The organism is Thalassotalea sp. 1_MG-2023 (genome assembly GCF_030546745.1).
Taxonomy (GTDB): domain Bacteria; phylum Pseudomonadota; class Gammaproteobacteria; order Enterobacterales; family Alteromonadaceae; genus Thalassotalea_C.
Genome location: NZ_JAUOPD010000002.1, coordinates 72,121 through 91,225, shown reverse-complemented (window position 1 = coordinate 91,225; position 19,105 = coordinate 72,121). Strand labels below are relative to the sequence as shown.

The 19,105-nt window shown below is 37.6% G+C and carries 13 protein-coding genes; 7 read left to right on the top strand and 6 right to left on the bottom strand.

Features of this window, described 5'->3' with window-relative positions; translation table 11 throughout:
- Positions 1–32 precede the first annotated feature (32 nt).
- Complete coding sequence (locus Q4489_RS01940) at positions 33–1,211, top strand: MFS transporter (RefSeq protein WP_303476340.1); 1,179 nt, start codon at positions 33–35, stop codon at positions 1,209–1,211.
- Between the two features lie 125 nt (positions 1,212–1,336).
- On the opposite strand, the gene Q4489_RS01935 is transcribed toward Q4489_RS01940, so the two are convergent.
- The gene (locus Q4489_RS01935; RefSeq protein ID WP_303476337.1) at positions 1,337–3,559 is read right to left on the bottom strand and encodes an EAL domain-containing protein; all 2,223 of its coding nucleotides are present in this window, start codon (positions 3,557–3,559) and stop codon (positions 1,337–1,339) included.
- 341 nt (positions 3,560–3,900) lie between these two features.
- On the opposite strand from Q4489_RS01935, the gene Q4489_RS01930 reads away from it, so the two are divergent.
- Positions 3,901–4,797: a TIGR03899 family protein gene (locus Q4489_RS01930; protein ID WP_303476334.1), complete on the top strand. Its 897-nt coding sequence runs from the start codon at positions 3,901–3,903 to the stop codon at positions 4,795–4,797.
- A gap of 63 nt (positions 4,798–4,860) precedes the next feature.
- On the opposite strand, the gene Q4489_RS01925 is transcribed toward Q4489_RS01930, so the two are convergent.
- Genes Q4489_RS01925 through Q4489_RS01915 form a run of 3 tightly spaced genes read right to left on the bottom strand, consistent with a single transcriptional unit; the run spans position 4,861 to position 9,138 of the window.
- Positions 4,861–5,622: a phosphoadenylyl-sulfate reductase gene (locus tag Q4489_RS01925; RefSeq protein ID WP_303476329.1), complete on the bottom strand. Its 762-nt coding sequence runs from the start codon at positions 5,620–5,622 to the stop codon at positions 4,861–4,863.
- Positions 5,612–7,348 (bottom strand): assimilatory sulfite reductase (NADPH) hemoprotein subunit, encoded by a 1,737-nt coding sequence (cysI, locus tag Q4489_RS01920; RefSeq protein WP_303476327.1) that lies wholly within the window; start codon positions 7,346–7,348, stop codon positions 5,612–5,614. Before cysI ends, Q4489_RS01925 begins: the two co-directional genes overlap by 11 nt.
- Positions 7,348–9,138, bottom strand: coding sequence for an assimilatory sulfite reductase (NADPH) flavoprotein subunit (locus Q4489_RS01915; RefSeq protein ID WP_303476324.1), 1,791 nt, complete (start codon positions 9,136–9,138; stop codon positions 7,348–7,350). Before Q4489_RS01915 ends, cysI begins: the two co-directional genes overlap by 1 nt.
- Before the next feature lie 414 nt (positions 9,139–9,552).
- On the opposite strand from Q4489_RS01915, the gene Q4489_RS01910 reads away from it, so the two are divergent.
- The 3 genes from Q4489_RS01910 (at position 9,553) to Q4489_RS01900 (ending at position 13,298) form a co-directional block, all read left to right on the top strand.
- A complete protein-coding gene (locus Q4489_RS01910; protein WP_303476322.1) occupies positions 9,553–11,253 on the top strand; it encodes a hypothetical protein in 1,701 nt (566 codons plus the stop codon).
- 9 nt (positions 11,254–11,262) lie between these two features.
- Positions 11,263–11,691 carry a hypothetical protein gene (locus tag Q4489_RS01905; protein ID WP_303476320.1) on the top strand — a complete coding sequence of 143 codons (429 nt, stop codon included), beginning with the start codon at positions 11,263–11,265 and terminating at the stop codon, positions 11,689–11,691.
- A 752-nt stretch (positions 11,692–12,443) separates the two neighbouring features.
- Positions 12,444–13,298, top strand: coding sequence for an alpha/beta fold hydrolase (locus tag Q4489_RS01900; protein ID WP_303476319.1), 855 nt, complete (start codon positions 12,444–12,446; stop codon positions 13,296–13,298).
- 253 nt (positions 13,299–13,551) lie between these two features.
- Here Q4489_RS01900 and Q4489_RS01895 read toward each other — a convergent pair whose 3' ends face one another.
- Positions 13,552–14,394 (bottom strand): LysR family transcriptional regulator, encoded by an 843-nt coding sequence (locus Q4489_RS01895; RefSeq protein ID WP_303476316.1) that lies wholly within the window; start codon positions 14,392–14,394, stop codon positions 13,552–13,554.
- 98 nt (positions 14,395–14,492) lie between these two features.
- Between Q4489_RS01895 and Q4489_RS01890 the strand changes: the two genes are divergently transcribed.
- On the top strand, positions 14,493–15,377 hold the full coding sequence (locus Q4489_RS01890; protein WP_303476314.1) for an MBL fold metallo-hydrolase: 885 nt from the start codon (positions 14,493–14,495) through the stop codon (positions 15,375–15,377).
- A gap of 63 nt (positions 15,378–15,440) precedes the next feature.
- Here Q4489_RS01890 and Q4489_RS01885 read toward each other — a convergent pair whose 3' ends face one another.
- Positions 15,441–17,639 (bottom strand): winged helix-turn-helix domain-containing protein, encoded by a 2,199-nt coding sequence (locus Q4489_RS01885; RefSeq protein WP_303476312.1) that lies wholly within the window; start codon positions 17,637–17,639, stop codon positions 15,441–15,443.
- A gap of 254 nt (positions 17,640–17,893) precedes the next feature.
- On the opposite strand from Q4489_RS01885, the gene Q4489_RS01880 reads away from it, so the two are divergent.
- Positions 17,894–19,057 carry an alpha/beta hydrolase gene (locus tag Q4489_RS01880; RefSeq protein ID WP_303476310.1) on the top strand — a complete coding sequence of 388 codons (1,164 nt, stop codon included), beginning with the start codon at positions 17,894–17,896 and terminating at the stop codon, positions 19,055–19,057.
- Positions 19,058–19,105: the final 48 nt, after the last annotated feature.

The window sequence follows — 19,105 nt, the reverse complement described above, 5'->3', positions numbered from 1 at the left end:
TGAGCCATTAGCTCCTCAAACTTGGAACCTCCATGCAGTTACCCTCTAAATATAATCGTCCAGAGTATTTGCTTTTGGCTATGGCTTTTATTATGCCTCTAGTGTTTTCCGTTTGGATGGCATTATTGAATAACTTTGTTATTGAAAAAGCTGCTTTTACCGGAAAAGAAATTGGCATATTGCAAAGCTTACGTGAAATACCTGGTTTTCTTGCCTTTACAGCAATTTATGTACTGATATTTTTAAAGGAGCAAACCTTTGCCATCATCGCTTTAGGCCTAACGGCTTTTGGTGTTGCCATTACCGGCTACTTTCCGACAACAATGGGGCTATATATCACCACTGTGATCATGTCTATTGGCTTCCACTATTTTGAAACTATCAATCAATCCCTCACTCTACAGTTGATAAAAAAAGAAAACACGCCTCATTTTATGGGCAAAATGTTATCTGCCAAATCGGCAGCATCATTATTAGCTTTTAGTAGTATTTGGTTATTGATGGAACATTTTTCTTGGAGTTATAAAGCAACCTATACATTATTCGGTGGAATTGCATTGCTATTAACCTGTTATTTAGCGGTTGCCTTTAAACAGTTTCCAATGCATGTAGAGCAAAATAAAAAACTGATCTTGCGTAAGCGATACTGGCTATTTTATGCCTTAACCTTTTTTAGTGGTGCTAGGCGACAAATATTTGTGGTGTTTGCCGGCTTCTTGATGGTTGAAAAGTTTGGTTATAGTGTCGCTGACATTAGTGCATTATTTCTCATTAACTATGTATTCAACTGGTTATTTGCTGCGAAAATAGGCAAGTTAATCGGTATTATTGGCGAACGACGCGTACTAAAATTTGAATACTGTGGTTTAGTCACACTTTTTATAGCTTATGGTCTAGTTGAAAATTCCACCTTCGCAGCAGTACTTTATGTGGTAGATCACCTGTTTTTTGCTTTAGCAATTGCAATAAAAACCTACTTCCAAAAAATAGCGGCCCCAGAAGATATCGCCGCTAGTTCAGGCGTAAGCTTTTCCATTAATCATATTGCAGCAGTTGTGATACCAGCATTACTTGGTTTAGTGTGGATTGTTAATTCTTCATGGGTTTTTTATATTGGTGCAGGATTTGCGTTTTGCTCTTTAGTATTGTCGCATTTAATTCCAAGTCACCCACGCCAAGGTATTGAATTAAAGTGGCAGGAAGCAAAATAATCTTCCTTAAAATGAAAAAGTTGTAGTGATTTAGATACCACTACAACTTTATAAAATTCATCGACACACTAAACATTGATACTCATTACTTTATAAAGAATCTGTTTAGTTTCGCCCGTATAGAACTATTTATTACTCTCTAAAAACGTTAAAAATTCATCTGCTGGCATAGGCTTCGCGTAGTAAAACCCCTGAACTTCGTCACAGTTTTGCGCTTTAAGATGGGTTTCTTGATCTAAACTTTCTATACCTTCGGCGATCACTTTCAAGTCGAGTTGTTTGCCTAAATTAATGATGGTGTCAGCAATAATAGATTCACCAGGTTTAGTAATATCATTAACAAAAGAGCGATCGACTTTTAAACGGTCAAGCGGCAATTGCTTTAAGTAACTAAGCGATGAATAACCTGTGCCAAAGTCATCCAGTGCAATGCTAATTCCTTCGGCTTTTAATTCTTTCAACGCTTCAACCACGACTTGAGGTTCATCCATTAATATATTTTCTGTAATTTCTAGTTCTAACTTTCTAGGATGTACTTGATGTTTATTGATCGCAGCAATGATGCGTGCAACAAAATCTACGCGTTTAAATTGCGGAATTGAAACATTAACGGAAATACCAACTTGATCATAAGAATGTTGTTCAAGAATTTTTATTTGTTGGCATGCTTGATTGATCACCCAGTCGCCAATTTCAATAATTAACCCAGAATATTCAGCAAGCGGAATAAATTCTGCGGGTGAAATAAAGTTTCCGTCAGCTGTTCGCCATCTTAATAACGCTTCTGCACCAGTAACCTTGCCTGTAGATAAACTTAATTGTGGTTGATACCAAAGCTCTAAACGGTTATCAGCAAAATCTGTTCTTAATTGACGGATCATGCCAAGACGCCAAAGCGTTTTGTCTTCCATCGCTTGTTTATAATAAGCAAAATGTTGTTGATTGTTCTTTTTCGCTAAATTCAGGGCAATATTAATTTGGTTTAATACTTTTACACCTCGAGGGCCAGCGTCTTCTTTCTCGCAAAAACCAAACGTGGCACTTATTGGCAAATGCTGTTCGCCTGCCGAAAAAGGCTGATCAAACAACCTACTCAATTCATCAGGATTTACAATATTTTTAGGCCCAATTATACCAAATACATCAGCCCCTATACGTGCAAATTGACATGGTCCACCAAAGGCTTTCATTCGGGTGGTAACCGACATTAACAATTGGTTGCCTAAATCTTGCCCTAAGCCATCATTGATATCACTAAAGTGGTTAATATCAATAAGCCCGGCAACTAGTCCGCTATCTTGGCTTTGAGCAAAGTCGTCAAGTAAATTAACAAATTCTAATCGATTTGGCAGTTCTGTTAGCCAATCTTTATATGCAGCATTTCGTAGTTTTTGAAATAAATGAACATTTTCATAACCTATCGAGATATTGGTTAAATAAACTTCTGCCAATTGTTTATCAATGTCAGATAAATCCCCCATTAGTTCCAGAAAGATCACTGCACGATAACCACCACTGGTTAGATACAAACAGGCATGACTATCACTAAATTGATGTTGTTTTTGTTGAAAGCAGTTTTTAATCGCTTGTTGAATTTCAGGGTTAACTATTGACTCAATCTTCTGATTTTTCTCAACAGGAGAACCGCCTGACTTCCCTAATACATAAAGACTGAGATCATCTGCACCTTCTACGATACCCTGACCTCGTGCACAAAACAGACTTGACTTGCTGTCAATTAAGGGCAGTAATTGTTCTAGAACACCGTCGGCATAGTCATAAACAGAATGCAGTTCGAGCAACTCAGCAGCAGCACCAACAATTTTTTCTAATCCTTGACGATTCTGAGTGACGGTATCGATTTGTTGATAAGAACGAATAGCGGCATAAACTGTAGTAACTAGTTTTCGACGAGTCAGCTCTGTTTTCGTTTTATAATCGTTAATGTCATAATCTTTAATAACACTTTCTTCGGGGGCATATCCAGGTTGCCCCGTGCGTAGTACAATGCGAATATCTTGTCGTGCTAACGATTCACGAATATGTTTGACGACACTTAAACCAGCATCGTCAGTCTCCATAACCACATCTAGTAGCACCAGCACAATGTCATCGTGTTGTTCTATTAAATGGCAAGCATCTCTACCAGAGTACGCGTGTATGTACTCTAAACGTTTACCTAGTACGATAAGATCTGATAATGCAAGCTGTGTAACTGAATGTATTTCAGGGTCATCATCTACAATTAAGACTTTCCAAGTATCTATACTTGCGTCTTCAACAATCTCATCTTCATCACTATCATCGATAAACAAAAAATCGTCGTTAGTTTCTTCGGAAGCCTGCATATTTCCCTCTAATCAGTGGCCATTAGCTCACTGAAAACCTAGCGATAGACACTAGTACATTATTGTTAATTTTATTCGCTATCACTTACATAATAAAAGTGAGTGACAGATTATTCAATAAAACAATGAGATAATTATCAACATTTTCTAAGATGTTAATATACTGTTAAACAAGTGTTTAATGACGAATTAAAAATAGCCATAGACATTTTTATGCGCGCCAGTAATACTAACCAAAGGTTTTACATGAATTTTTGCCAAGATAAAATATACCTATTCTATTATTAACGGCAGTTTTATCAGTTTTGTCAATCGCTCTTTACGTAAATGAGGCAATAAAGATGAAAGTTACAAAAACACCTTCTACTGAACCAGTAGTCGTTGAGGCTGAAAATACCGCTGAAATTGTTACGACCACAGAGCATCAACAACAAAACAAGCAAACCAATCAACTTTCCTCTCAAATGCAACTACTGGGTTTAGCCAAACAATTTGTTATTGACGGTTCTTTACTGCCCATTGAAAAACAAATGCCACTTGAAGACAGGTGCAAAAAAAGAGAGCGCACCACCGTGTTGCGTAAACAGCAAAACATGGAAAGTATCATTCAGCGTGCCGTAACATATTGTGCTGGTGACAAGGTGACCGACCGAGTTGATCAAGACTGGTTTGCCAGCTTTATTGAGTTAGCTGAGCATATTAGTAATAAAACCATGCAAGATTTGTGGGCCAAAATACTCGCAGGCGAAATATCATCGCCAGGTAGCTTTTCGTTAAAGTCATTACAAACCTTTCGCACGATGAGCATACATGAAGCGAAGCTATTAGCCAAAGCATGCAGTTTGGCAGTAAGTGACAACCATCGTAAAAACATGCGTCTTATTTCCGGCGCCTCTCAAACACCCGGCATTATTAATTTTTTTACGGGTAATCGTCATTATCCTATCAACCTTTCGGCTTTCGGGTTACCTTATGCTGAATTATTAACGTTGGCAGATAACCATCTAATCTTTATTCAAGAAACAGAAACAACCCCATTAAAAAAAGGGGACACGCTACATTTTGATTACAATGGCGAACCCTTTAACCTTACACCAAAAAAAAATAATGCTTTGTTATCTTTTTATAAGTTTACGCCCATTGGCACTGAGCTCGCGCAATTAATTGCCAACAAACCAGACAACAAATATCGCGCTTACATTAAAGAAGAATTTTCAAATATATTTGCCTTACAATAATAAAGCCTTTAAGAGTTATTCTTAAAGGCTTTATTAAATACGTTAAGCTTGATGACAGTAACGTTAAATACCATCTCCATCTGTATGAAGACCACATTCTCTTTGCATTCCTGAAAAACGTACATCGTTTTCATTCATACCTAATGTTAATGGCCGCGTTGAATGTGTATCACCAACACTTACATAGCCTTGGTCCCATAATGGGTGATAAGGTAAACCATGTTTTGTCAGATACTGATGTACATCTTTATTATGCCAATCAATAATCGGGTGTACTTTAAAACGCCCGCGTAAAATACTTACAACAGACAGCCCCTCACGGTGATCTGATTGTTGTCGACGTATTCCTGAAAACCATGTGCCGGCTGAATGTTCAGTTAAACCCCGCTCTAGTGGCTCCACCTTATTACGTCGATTATACGCTTTTAAGGCTTGTTCATCTTTCGCCCATTCTTCGCCATATTTAGCTAATTGCCAGGCAGCACTTTCTTTCGCACTATAGACATGAAGATTTAACTTTAACTTTTCTGCAAGCGTATCTATAAATTGATATGTTTCCGGAAATAAATGTCCAGTATCGGTTAATATTACCGGTATATTAGGATCAACTTGTGTCATCATATGTAGCATGACCGCAGATTGAATACCAAAGCTTGAGGAAAGCACAAACTGACCAGGTAAGTTTTCTAGCGCCCACTCTACACGACCAATTGCACTTTGTTTTTCAAGTAACTCGTTCCATTGCGTCAGCCAAGGTTCTGGTAAAGACGCTGGGAATTTATTACTGATCACTGATGATGTGACAGGTTGTGTATTATTGGTCATAGAAGTCTCGCTTACTGACTTTCACTTCTTGAACAATACCAACTCGTATCACAAAATCACCAAAAGCTTCATGTTGTTCACGCTCAGCAACCCAACGAGCGACTAAAGAATCGATTTCCGTTAAAATGGCTTGTTCATCGAGGTTTTCTTTATACATTTTAGGAACGCGTGTACCAGAAATATTTCCACCTAAGTGCATATTGTATTTACCTGGTCCTTTACCCACTAAACCAAGCTCAGCTAACATTGCACGGCCACAACCATTCGGACAGCCCGTTACACGTAAAATAATATGCTCATCACCAATACCATGCTTATTAAGAATGCTATCAACATCATCAATCAACCCTGGTAAATAACGTTCCGCTTCTGCCATTGCTAATGGGCAAGTTGGAAATGCAACACACGCCATTGAGTTTTTACGCTGGTTTGACACTTTATCGTCAAGTAAGCCGTGTTCTCTAGCAATTTTCTCAATTGTTGCTTTATCTGCTTCATCAACGCCGGCGATGATCAGATTCTGGTTAGCTGTCATACGAAAATCACCTTTATGTATTTTCGCAATTTCAGCAACGCCTGTTTTTAACGGTTTTCCTGGATAATCTAATAAGCGTCCATTTTCAATAAACAACGCTAAATGATGCTTACCATCGATACCCGCAACCCAACCTAAACGATCACCACGTTCGGTAAATTCATAAGGACGACTTTGCTCAAATACCACACCTGCTCTACGTTCAACTTCTGCTTTAAACGTATCAATGCCTACTCTATCTAGGGTGTACTTCGTTTTTGCATTTTTACGATTTACCCGGTTACCCCAATCACGCTGTGTTGTTACAACGGCAGCGGCAACATCTAAAGTATTCGCTAAAGGTACAAAGCCAAAATCATCTGCTTTTCTAGGGTACGTTGATTTATCGCCATGGGTCATGGCTAAACCGCCGCCCACTAACACGTTAAAACCAACAAGCTTGCCTTGGTCAGCAATGGCAACAAAGTTCAAGTCGTTAGCATGCACATCCACATCATTTTGCGGTGGAATAACAACCGTTGTTTTAAACTTACGTGGTAAGTAATTGCTGCCTAAAATAGGTTCTTCGGTCTTTTCACCTTTTTCACCTTCAAGCTTTTCACCGTCTAACCAAATCTCGGCATATGCGCGTGTTTTAGGAAGCAAGTGCTCACTAATTTTCTTCGCCCATTCATACGCTTCTTGATGAAGTTCAGATTCAACAGGGTTAGTGGTACATAATACGTTTCGGTTAACATCACCAGCGGTTGCAATAGCATCAATGCCAATGCTGTTTAAGGTTTGATGCATCAGTTTGATGTTAGGCTTTAATACGCCGTGAAATTGGAAGGTTTGGCGTGTTGTTAACCGAATAGAACCATACATGGTTTTTTCTTCAGCAAACTTATCTATCGCTAACCATTGCGTAGGGGTGATAATGCCGCCCGGCATACGTGCGCGAAGCATCACGTTATGTAACGGTTCTAATTTTTGTTTTGTTCTTTCGGCTCGAATATCACGGTCGTCTTGTTGATACATGCCATGAAAGCGTATCAATTGAAAGTTATCACCATTAAAGCCACCAGTGACGGCATCAGATAAATCTTCCTTTATTGTGCCGCGTAAAAAAATACTTTCGCGCTTCAATCTTTCATTATCAGCGAGGGTGCCTTCGACAATTAAAGGGCCGTTTTCTTGGGTTACATCTGTCATTAGTAAACATCCTTCTGATAACGCTTATCATTGCGTAAATCTTTTAAATATTGCTCAGCTTGTTCAGCCGTTTTATTGCCTTGCTCTGCGATAATATCGATAAGTGCCGTTTCCACATCTTTCGCCATCCTACTCATATCACCACACACATAGATATGTGCGCCACGCTCTAGCCATGCGTAAACATCAGCGGCTTGTTCGCGTAAGCGGTCTTGTACATAAATTTTCTCAGCTTGATCACGAGAAAAAGCAAGATCAAGGCGCGTTAATAAACCTGATTTCAAATAGCCTTGCCATTCAAGCTGGTATAGAAAATCTTGAGTAAATGTTTGGTCGCCAAAGAACAGCCAATTATCGCCTTCTGCTTCTGCGGCATCTCGTTCCTGTAAAAAAGCACGGAACGGCGCAATACCGGTGCCTGGCCCAATCATGATCACAGGTGTATTACTATCTTGTGGTAACCGGAAGTTATCGTTATGTTCGATGAATACTTTTACTTCGCCACCTTCGGCTAAACGCTTACCTAAAAAGCTTGAAGCACCGCCGGCTCTGGTTTGTTCGCCTTGTTGATATTCCACTAAACCAACGGTTAAATGTACTTCTTCATCAACTTCCGACTGGCTAGATGCAATAGAATACAAACGCGGAGTAATTTTACGCAGCGCATCAACAAACACTTGTGCTTCAACCGAAGCTGGCGCAGCTTTTACAATATCAACAACTTGATGATTAGCCGCATATTCGCGTGCTGTATTTTTATCACTTGCTAGCTTTGTTAAGGTTTCATCATTGGAAACGCTCGCCCAAAACTCTATAAATGCAGGTGCTGTTTGTGTGATTTCTAATTTAGAGACTAAGGCATCTTGTAACCGATACGCTTCTTTATTCACCGTAATCGTATCATCTGCTGATAAAGACAACGCTGCGATTAACTCATTAACGAGTTCAAGATCATTTTCAAACCAAACACCTAACGCATCACCTGCTTGATAGGTTATTCCTGATTCACCTAGATCTACCTCAATATGTCGTACATCTTTATTTGAATCTCGACCGGTAATTTTTTGACTTAGCGCTAGTTCAGCTGCATATGGGTTTTGCTTAGTATATTGGCTCGTTGCGCCAGCTGTTGGCATCGCGACAACATTAGTTGCTGAGATATTAGCACCCAATAAATCTTGAGACTTCGTTAGAATATCTTCTGACCATGCTTGTGCATCATCATCATAGTCAACATCACAATCTAAACGTGGAGCGATTTGTTTCGCGCCAAGATTTGCTAAATATTCATCAAAATCTTTACCTGTTTTACAGAAAAATTCGTAACTTGAATCACCCAGCGCGAGCACGCTGTAATGTAAATGATCTAGTTTCGGTGCTTTTTTCGACGATAAAAACTCATGAAAACCTATCGCATCATCAGGCGGCTCGCCTTCACCATTGGTACTTGCAACAATCAATAAATGCGTAACATTTTTGATACTTTTCGGCTTGAACTCACCCATACTTTTACAGTCAACCGCCAAACCTTGCGCTTGCGCTTGTTCAGCCAATTTTTTTGCAACACCTTTAGCATTACCTGTTTGCGAACCATATAGAATAGTTAAGGTCGCGGATGCTTGCGGAGCACTTGCTGTGGGTAATACAGCAATTGATGAACCTTCGCTTTTTGCTGCTAAATAACCGCTTGCCCAAGCTAATTGTAGCGGAGAATAACCACCAATCGTTTCTTTAAGCGTGGTTAATTGCTCTTGATTTAACATCGTTTGATTTAAATTTTGCTCAGACATTTATCGTCAACTCGCCCATTACTAATATGGGAGAAGAATAGACTGAGAACGTATAAATTAAAAAGAATAGAAAAGGCTTTTTTATTCCAAAAAGGAATATTGAACTTTTTTTCTGTACTATCAAGCACTATTGGTGAACCTCACCAAGAATGAGATTATTTTCCGATATTCTCAACGTAAGCTTAAGTCCTCATTTATAGTGATAATTGGACTTCTCAGAATTAGACTAAACGCACGGGGTTTCTTTTGCCAAACAAAATATATATTTCCAGAAGTTTGAATATATCTAGTGAAGAATAATTTTTATAGTGTGTTGAAGTAGCTTATTTATTTTTCTGATTTTTTGGTTAATTATTGGACAGTAATATAGGAGGTGCTAATCTATTTATAGATTAACAAATTCAAGGACTGAAAATGATCAATTTTAAACTTTACACCAAAATAGTGTTTTCCTTTCTATTAGCATTCACAATTCAAAGCAGCGCAGAAGAACGTATTGCAAATCAAATTGATTATAGTATGTATTTTTTGGCTGATATTCGAGATGCTGAAGAGTGCTCTATGTCTTATGAAAATGGAAAGTTTATATTCCCAGCTACAATCACAAATCCAGCAATGACCTGCCCTGATATGTTTTCATGGAAACTATATATTGATGTAATAAATGATAGATTTTGGTCTAACTGGGCTGATGAGACTCAAAACTGGCCTTCCGAACCATATCAATTATGCTCCCAAGGAGGACAGCAAGGCGTTGATTGTTGTCAACCAGGAGCCACTAACAACCCTGAAGGTCATTGTCCAATATTTCCTGGGACTGTGTTTAATGAATCATTAAAAAAATTAAATAATGCAAAATCAATGAGTTCTTTATCATTAGCATCAGATAAAAAGATTATCCGAATTGGTCGTCCTTCAATTATAGAACATCTAGTTACTAATAAAATACGAAAGGATTCTAATAAATTATTACTTTCAAGAAAACAAAGTCTTACTTTACCCAATTGCTCTGCAAACATAGTCAATAATCTTGTTCCTACTGATTATGAAAGTATCGGTAGAATAATTCGTCAAACCAATGCTGAATTGACAGTGAGAAATGCGCCTTTTCATAATTACTTGTTTGCTAATAATTTATATAATTCAGATGGTGTACTGGATGTATTTGACCGAAACTCTAAGAACCTCAATACAAGTAATGCCCCTTATCATAGAATTAATAAGTCCTCTAACACGAGTGATCCTGCGGCTATTTTAACTAAAATCGATTTACCCTCTAACGCTGTAATGATCAAAAGTAATTGGATGCATAAAGATTTAGCTAAGAAACTTAAAATGACCAATGATGAAAGCAATCCCTATATTACCAAACATATGGCAACTCAAATTAAAGATCCTAAAACTAATGAAAAATGTTTGTGGCAAGGTGAACATTACCTTATTGCATTTCACATTAGTTCTAAAGACATCCCTCAATGGATATGGACAACGTTTGAGCATGTAAATTTACCAGGGCGTTGTGATATTACTGGTTGCAATGACTCCTTTGGTTTTAAAAGTAGTGATAAATTACCAAAAAATGTTTTTGATAACTACGTAGCTCCAAAGGTTAAATCTGATAATTTATCCTCAGTCTCAACTGTTTTTGATCGAAATAAGCGTTACAAACCAGAAAAAATTAAACCTCAACTAGCAAATATTTTTCATGCTGCAAACATTGGTTCAGGTAAAAGTACAAGTAAACATGAGCCAGACCCTCAAGACAAAGCATGGTTAAGTTATCGATTGAAGGGTTCTCAAATAGATTTCACAGATCACACTGGGCGTCCAACATATCTAGGGAACTCTGTGACAGAAGCTGGGTTTATGGATGGTTCTAGCTGTGTTTCTTGCCACTCAAGAGCAGGGGTTGGAATCAGCAACAAAAAAGCTGATTTTTTCAAACTGAGTGTATTTAATCAAATCCTGACAGATTATGGGTATGCTAAAAGTGTTAATGGTATACCAAATCCAAATTGGTTCAATGAAAGTGACACCCCTCCTAAATTAAATGTATTACAAACAGATTTTGTTTGGGGCTTTTTATTTGCGAAACCACTATCGATAAAGAAATAGGAAAAGAAAATGGATGATTCAATTCATAAAATTTTTGAAGGTAGTTGGACATATCGTAGTTTTAAAAATGACATCAAGCAGACAGATCCAAAGGATCCTATTGAAAATTTGCTTTTTGGCATGGGAACCATCGAAATAGAAACCTCTAAACCTAATATTCTACAAGGACGGATTTACGGCCCTCAGTGGTCTCTTAATTTAACAGGTAATATTACCTATGGAAATCCTTTTACCATTGATTTCCAAGGTAAGGGTATTGTGGGCGGTGAAAAGTGGATATATAACTATATAGGGTATTTAGCAAATTCGTGGTCAAACGGTATTGATCAAACTCCCGCTATTATTGGCTCTATTGTTCGGACAATACCTCATAGCAATAGTAATGGGGGAACAAATCCGGCAGGGGTCGTGGCTTCATGGTTCGCAGTTAAACAGTAGATGTTCAGGTTTAGTAATTTAGCTAATCATGACTACTAAGCCTTAATTGATATAGCGAATGAAGTTGAGAATTAAAGTTAATGTCTGCTTTATCGGAAGAACTGTCGCTTTGATTTAAAGTATCTATGATCGCTTTGGTGGCTTAGTTGTCTGTCAGAACTAAGCTAGTTCTATAATAGTTCGGGAATTCGCTAGAAGTAAAATTCTCATATCTAGGGTAATAGTTGCAAGTCTGCGTAAAGGGATAAACTGTCTTTCGATTTTTATCTTTCCCAGTTTAAGGTTCTGCCTGAACATTCTGTATTAATCTATATGCTTTTAAACATTATAATTCTCACCTCAATAAAAATACGAAAGAATTCGTTGAATATAAAATTTATATATGAGAGATTGATTTTTATACAAAATGTGACTGATAAAACAATCATTAATAAGAAAAGTTAAAATGTTAAAAATAAGCGCACTTGTCTTGAGGGTTATTTTTCTGTTTTAGTAATAATATTTTTCCAGATAAATTGGATATTGGCAGTACGTCTATTTAACTTGCACCAACCATTATGTTAAAAAACTTGTAAACCATTATAAATTAAAGGACTAATATGACTATTTCTTTTCAACGTTTAGCTACGAACAAGCTAACTTTTGTAGTATTAATTCTAGCTTTTGTATATTTACTATTGCGTGCTATCGCAGCATTCCTATACGAACCAATGTCTTTTGAAGGTAGTTATTTTAACTTTGAAGGGAAAAGTGTGAGATACGTATGTAAAGGAAATGGTGAACCTTTAGTATTTCTTGAAACTGGTTTTGGCTCAGATTCAGAAGAAGCTTGGTCTGCTATTGTTGAAGAGTTACCTGAAACATTTACTGCCTGCTATTACGACAGATTAGGCCATGGAGGCAGCGATGACGTACCACGCACATTTACTACTGACCAAAAGTCTCAAGTTCAAGAATCTCTTATAAAACATATTTCAGGTGACAACCCTGTCATTTTAGTTGCAAAATCCTATGGTGGGATCATTGCCAGAAGAACCGTTGCAAGAGCAAACATCAATATAGCTGCCCTAATATTTCTAGATTCAGCGCACGAAAACCAGCACGAAATCATGCGTGGTAAATTCGATCCCATTCCTGAATATGTAAAAATTTGGCACTATGTTGATCCCGTGTTAGGGCTATCTGCCATTAAAAATATCTTTAAGACCTATGACACTAAAATGACAAAAAGATTAGATCAGTACTACTCGAGCTTTAGATATGCTCATGTACTTTCGACGTATCGAAACGAGAAAGGCCTTTATACTCCTTTGGAAGACTTTAATTATGACTTTGGTGACTTAAAAATGATAGTTATGAGTCATGACAGAGAAGCCTACAAAGCAGCACCTCGTTTCTACAGCGTCGGAGATAAGTGGGCTGAAATGCAAAAAAGTATCGCTCAGCTTTCTCACAATTCAGAACATATTGTTGTAAAGGGGGCCACTCATAACATGACTGCCGATGCCCCAGAGGTAGTGGTAGCCAAAATTATGGAAACTGTAGAATTTTTATCTAGTCAAACAAGCCATAGTACTTCTATCAAGTCAGTAAGAAATGATTCGTGACCAACAGCTTTACTAACACTTAATTGCCATTGATTCTTATGACGCTCATCTTATCGAAAATTTCTATGGTTATACATTCTCGATGAGTACTATAACCTATTGATATTAATACTATAGGCCGTGAGAATCATCTCACTTTTTTTGCTGCCGGTCAGCTTAGGGCAAAATATGCTTGATACATCAACATAGCATCTCGGTAAACTCGCCTAAAGCGTATTGTTGGTCTAGCTATCGATGAAGCGTTTAACATGTATCAAATGAGTTTAAATGCTTGATGATTTGAGATGATAAAGTCGATGAACACTCTAACTCTTTTTGCTACATAACTTCTGTTTGGGTAAACCAAATATACCGGCAGCTCAGAAGGTTGTGGTATACAGTTAAATTGTAATAGTAAGCCAGCCTCAACAGCTTGTTGACATAAGTTTATCGGCAATATAACAACCCCTTGATTCGTACAAGCTAAATCATGTGCGAGTGAAAAGTCTTGTGTTATTAACTTAAAACGTTGTGATTTTTTTACTGGGGCAAAGATAAGTTGAGTAGATAAGCTTTCTTCATTTGCCTCTTTTCCTAGCTGCTCAACCACGCCAGGTGAAGCGAAATAACCTAGCTTAGCTTTACCAAGCTCTCTAGCTATTAGGTCTAAATCGCCAGCATCACGTCCTCGAATAGCAACATCTATATTTTCAGCAACAATATCTTGTGGAGAGTCAGTAACAATGATTTCTACACGTAAATGCGTATAAATCTGCTGAAACGATGAAATTAGCTGCGCTAAGGGTAATTTAGGCATCGCTACGGGAACAGAAATTTTCAGCTTGCCTGATAGTACATCATCTTGAATTAACGCTTCCTCTGCAGAAACTAACATTCCTAGGGCTTTTTGACACACTTGTAAATAATCAACGCCCTCATTGGTTAAGCTAACATTTCGGGTGTTCCTATTGAATAAGCGGGTATTGATCCGCGTTTCTAATGCCTTAATACGAGCACTCACTGTTGATCTGGGTAAAGCAAGATTGTTACTCGCTTGAGTAAAGCTACTGCTTTTGGCTACTTCAAGAAAAGTTTGAATCTGAATTAAGTTGCTCATTGTACAAATATTTCGTTTAGTTTATGCAATATTAGTCATCTAGTTCGTTTAATAGCAAGTTGTTATTCTCTTACCACTTTATTTAACAGAGATAAAAAATGCGATTATTTAAATTAATTTTCTTACATATCATTGTCTTGCTATGTAGCGAATCATACGCACAAGCACCAGAATTAGAAGTACGTTGGCTTGGCGGCCCAAGCATGGAACTGCATTTTGACGGTTTAACTATTTTGACCGATCCTATGCTTGGTGAAGGGGATCAGGCATTTCTAATGGCTGACCCAAACGAAATGTTTGATTTAACAGTTGGACCTAATGTTCGATACCACAAGCGCATTACCCAATTACCGAATGTAGATTTAACACAGACAGATTTAGTTTTATTAAGTCATGCGCATGAAGATCACTTTGATCAACAGGCACATAAACAATTACAAAAAGATATTTTGATGGTGTTACCTACAGATGATCAAGAAAAAATTGGTAAGTTGGGCTTCACTAATCTTGATGCAATGGCTCCAGGCGATAAACGTGAATATAAAACGCGTCACGGTAAAGTCACTATTACTGCGGTACCAGCCGACCATACTTTGAATAAAGATTTAGAGTCAATACTTGGTCATGGTTTAGGCTTTTATATAGTATTTCAACAAGGAAGTTGGCAACGCAGCCTTTATTGGACAGGAGATTCTATGCCAAGTGAACGAGTGATTAACTTTGTTCAATCTTTAGGGCCGATAGATATTTTGGTACCGAACATGGGAAAAGTCGGTACTAGTGGACCATTAGGGCAAATAAGTATGGCCGCAAAAGATGTTTTAACGTTGGTTAAAGCGCTTTCCATTACGAAAGTACTACCCATTCATCATAGTACTTACGAATTGTATTTAGAGCCTATTTCAGTGCTCGTTGAATTAATGCAAAAGAATGCTACTGGCTTAGACTTAATTTCTGAAGGATCAACCGCAGTATACCAGTAAGTTAATAGAGTAAAAGCGAAGAAAAGGGGCGGTGGCCATCACCACTATATAAACCTAAAAGCTTTAATACATAGTGCGATGTACATCCCCCTCGAAGCTTTCGATGTCACTGACGATAATGTTACCGTTATTAACGTCGTAGCTTATAAAATCATTTAAACGATATTTATGGCTTTGAGTCTTAGTATTTAATGGTTCGGCATGTAAATAGACGCTACCATTTTCTTCGTTACCATAACACAAAACGTTGTTGTCTATTTTCACGTGGAAAAAGTGATTGGGTAGCGTTATTTGGGTATTCGTCAAATGCTGTAATTTTTCCATTGGATCATCACTGAAGGTTAGTGAATTTATTCGGTACACATTATTAGTCTGTTGCTCGATTAAATAATGATATTCAGGGTGCTGACTGTCGGTCATCCCATATGCCCAATTTCCATTGAGTTGTTGTGCTTTTCGGCTGAGTAGATTAACTACCTTTAATTCAGGTATCCCGTTTCGCACTGCGGTAATTGCTACGCCATTGCTTGATAACCAATCAATCGAGATAATCGGGTTGTCACTAGAGAAAATAAGTTGTTCTTTTTTCAGGGTTGTTAACGGGGTATGTTCATTTAATTCACGCATAGCAATTAAATACACGTTATTGCCAACATTCATAAGTAAGTTTTTATCGTCCGCTGAAATTGCCATATAACTCAAATGGTAAGACTGTGAAAAGTTCGTCACTATCTCGGCTTGTTTGCTTCCTTCAGAGGCTAAATACAACTGTGCTCGGCCACTACGATTTGATATAAACAGATATTTTGAGCTCTGATGGAATAGCGCAGGGTTAAAATCGTCAACCGTGGAGTTATCGATATTAATGTTAGTTTTTTCATTTATGCTTTTTGGCGCAACTAACCAACTAATACCATAATTGTTCTGCTTGGTACTAAACAGTAAATTTTTTCCATCAGGAAACAGTGACATTTGAGGTGATAAGTACTCAGAAACATTGACAACCGCTGTCGCATTGTGACCTTGTATATCACTGTTGATAATTTGGTGTGCCGGTGGTGCGGCAAAGTAATAAACATGTTCAGAGTTATGATGCCAAATCGCTTCAGTGACGAGATAGTCAAATTTCATCCCTGCTGTGATTTCATTCGTGTGTAAATTCAACACCTGTAGCTGGGTTTTGATATCACTAGTGGTACTCATTATTAACAGTTTGTTGCCATCAGGTGAAATATCAATGTTGTGATGCCCCCAACCTACCGGCTCTGTTTGCGTGACAAAACTATGCTTTTTAGTGTCTAAATCAAAAGCGTATATTTGATTAGGCCAAAAATTTTGCGGTTGTGCCGTGTAATAAAGCATTTTTTTATCAGCATGATAATCAACATCTTTTAGGCGTTTATCACTGCAATCAAATAACTTTTCAACGTCTTGTTGCCATTGCATTGTGTTATTTATTGAGTTTGATTGATGCACAGCAATTAAAGTCGCTTGATAAACACGACAACTCCCTCGCTGTTTATCAAGATAAAATAGAGTTGTCATTACACTATCAGGCTGTGTAATCACGGCGATAATTTTACTGATGTTAGTTTTACCCGTCTCTACCTGTTGTGTTTGTGCGGTGTGAATATTTTTTATCCACAATTGGAATTGAGTATTTTTAGCGTGTTGTTGCTCTCTCTGTTTTAAGTAATAAAGGTGAGTATTATCTGGATGCATACGTGCTGACTCTTCCATGCCATGCGCACGTGTTAACGCTTTGGTAAATTGATTATGATGAGCTTGTTTATCGTTATCACTAAATACTTGCCATAAAAAAACACTGCCAAACAGCAATAGAAACGAAATTAATACGGCACTAACTATTTTGGTTCGAACGTGGTCTTGCTGTTTATTTTCTGCGTTGCTCTCTTCGTTCACCAAGTGAGATTTTCCACCTGCTTGCGAACTATCGAGTACACTCACCTGACAAATCAATCGATATCCGCGCTTTGGAATGGTTTGAATATAACGAGGGCTTTTCGGATCATCAGTTAACACTTTACGAAGGCTTGCAACCAGCTTATTGATGGCATTATCTGTAACAAGTGAGCCTGGCCACAAATGTTCTAAGATATCTTGTCGAGAAATTATCGTGTTTGGCTGGTTAACAAAGAGCAATAATAGTTCAAATAGCTTTGGTTCAAGGGCTATTTCTTTTTCTTGGCATACTAATCGAGCCTGTTCTGTATCAAAGATAAACTCGCCAATTCGGATCATAACTCGTTGTTTACTTTTCAAGGAGGCTTAAAAACAGCGTATAACGTGGAATTAGTTTACCACGCCGTTAACTAGATAAAAAATATCTGAAATGCACAATGTCAGCTTTTCGTGCAAAAATCACCCTGATATAAGCATAATCACCTTTTTGTCACTTTTTTTCCTCAAAAAATCATTACTTTAGCGCTTAATAAAATCACAGTGATTCATGTTGAATATGCCATTTAATCTCATTTAATTTTAAGGATCACTTTATGTTTAATCGTGTAATAGCAGTACTGCTTTTTCTACTACTAGCCAATATCACTAATGCTGATGCAAAAGTACGAGGTGAATCGAAGGTTATTAACTTACCCTCTAAAATATTAGCTGAACAACGAGAGCTATTAATACACTTACCTAATAATTATCAGCTAAACACAGAGTTAGATTATCCCGTATTATATTTACTAGATGGTCAACGAAATTTTAATCATGTTATTGGCTCGTTAGATTTACACAACCAAGATAATGATGCTCAAGAAATGATTATTGTGGCCATTAAAAATACCCATCGCACCAGAGACTTCACACCAACTTACCATGAAAGTTACAACGAATGGGGAATTTCAGGTGGGGCTGATAACTTTCTTAATTTTCTCGAACAAGAGCTGATCCCTTATATCAACAAAAACTACAGAACGAATAAGTTTAAAGTGCTATCGGGACACTCTTTAAGCGGTTTATTTGCTGTTTATGCAATGCAGGCTCGACCAGAACTTTTCCAAGCTCATTTTGCCTTTAGCCCTAGTTTGTGGTGGCATGACAAAGTCATATTTAAAGAGGCAGAACAGTTTTTTGCCAACAGGGCTACACTCAATACTTATTTATACATCAACATGGGCAATGAAGGCGGTATGATGCTGAGCGCTTATCAGCAATACTTAGCGTTATTGAAAAAATATTCACCTAAAGGTTTTCGCTATACTGAAAGCTTAGTGGAACAAGAAAGCCACAACACCACCGCACTTGCTGGGCACCCAAAAGCATTTTATGCGTTACAAGCAACATTGAACTGCCCAAAAGAAGTAATTGAACAAGGTTTAGAGGCCATCGAGCATTTCTACACACAACAATCTCAATTATATGGGTATCAGATCACTCCTAGCTATCGAGCGGTTAATCACGCGGGTTATATTGCGCTAGAGAATAAAGCCATTAACAAAGCGATAAAATTATTTACTTATAATATAAAAAACTACCCACACAAAGCTGATGGCTATGACAGCCTCGCAGATGGTTTAGCCGCAAACGGACAACTTAACGAAGCACTCAACATGATGAATATTGCCATTGAAAAAAGCCTCATTGAAAATGTTGAAAACAACTCATTTAAACATCACCGAGACAATTTACTCAATCGTCTCAAGGAAAGGTAACGTGATAAAAAGCTTTTTATTTAACATAATAGAAAGCTTTTTATATTG

Excerpts from the sequence above, each read along its gene's own strand:
- Q4489_RS01940 (WP_303476340.1), top strand. The coding sequence starts at position 33 with ATGCAGTTACCCTCTAAATATAATCGTCCAGAGTATTTGCTTTTGGCT.
- Q4489_RS01935 (WP_303476337.1), bottom strand. The coding sequence starts at position 3,559 with ATGCAGGCTTCCGAAGAAACTAACGACGATTTTTTGTTTATCGATGAT.
- Q4489_RS01930 (WP_303476334.1), top strand. The coding sequence starts at position 3,901 with ATGAAAGTTACAAAAACACCTTCTACTGAACCAGTAGTCGTTGAGGCT.
- Q4489_RS01925 (WP_303476329.1), bottom strand. The coding sequence starts at position 5,622 with ATGACCAATAATACACAACCTGTCACATCATCAGTGATCAGTAATAAA.
- cysI (WP_303476327.1), bottom strand. The coding sequence starts at position 7,348 with ATGACAGATGTAACCCAAGAAAACGGCCCTTTAATTGTCGAAGGCACC.
- Q4489_RS01915 (WP_303476324.1), bottom strand. The coding sequence starts at position 9,138 with ATGTCTGAGCAAAATTTAAATCAAACGATGTTAAATCAAGAGCAATTA.
- Q4489_RS01910 (WP_303476322.1), top strand. The coding sequence starts at position 9,553 with ATGATCAATTTTAAACTTTACACCAAAATAGTGTTTTCCTTTCTATTA.
- Q4489_RS01905 (WP_303476320.1), top strand. The coding sequence starts at position 11,263 with ATGGATGATTCAATTCATAAAATTTTTGAAGGTAGTTGGACATATCGT.
- Q4489_RS01895 (WP_303476316.1), bottom strand. The coding sequence starts at position 14,394 with ATGAGCAACTTAATTCAGATTCAAACTTTTCTTGAAGTAGCCAAAAGC.
- Q4489_RS01890 (WP_303476314.1), top strand. The coding sequence starts at position 14,493 with ATGCGATTATTTAAATTAATTTTCTTACATATCATTGTCTTGCTATGT.
- Q4489_RS01885 (WP_303476312.1), bottom strand. The coding sequence starts at position 17,639 with ATGATCCGAATTGGCGAGTTTATCTTTGATACAGAACAGGCTCGATTA.
- Q4489_RS01880 (WP_303476310.1), top strand. The coding sequence starts at position 17,894 with ATGTTTAATCGTGTAATAGCAGTACTGCTTTTTCTACTACTAGCCAAT.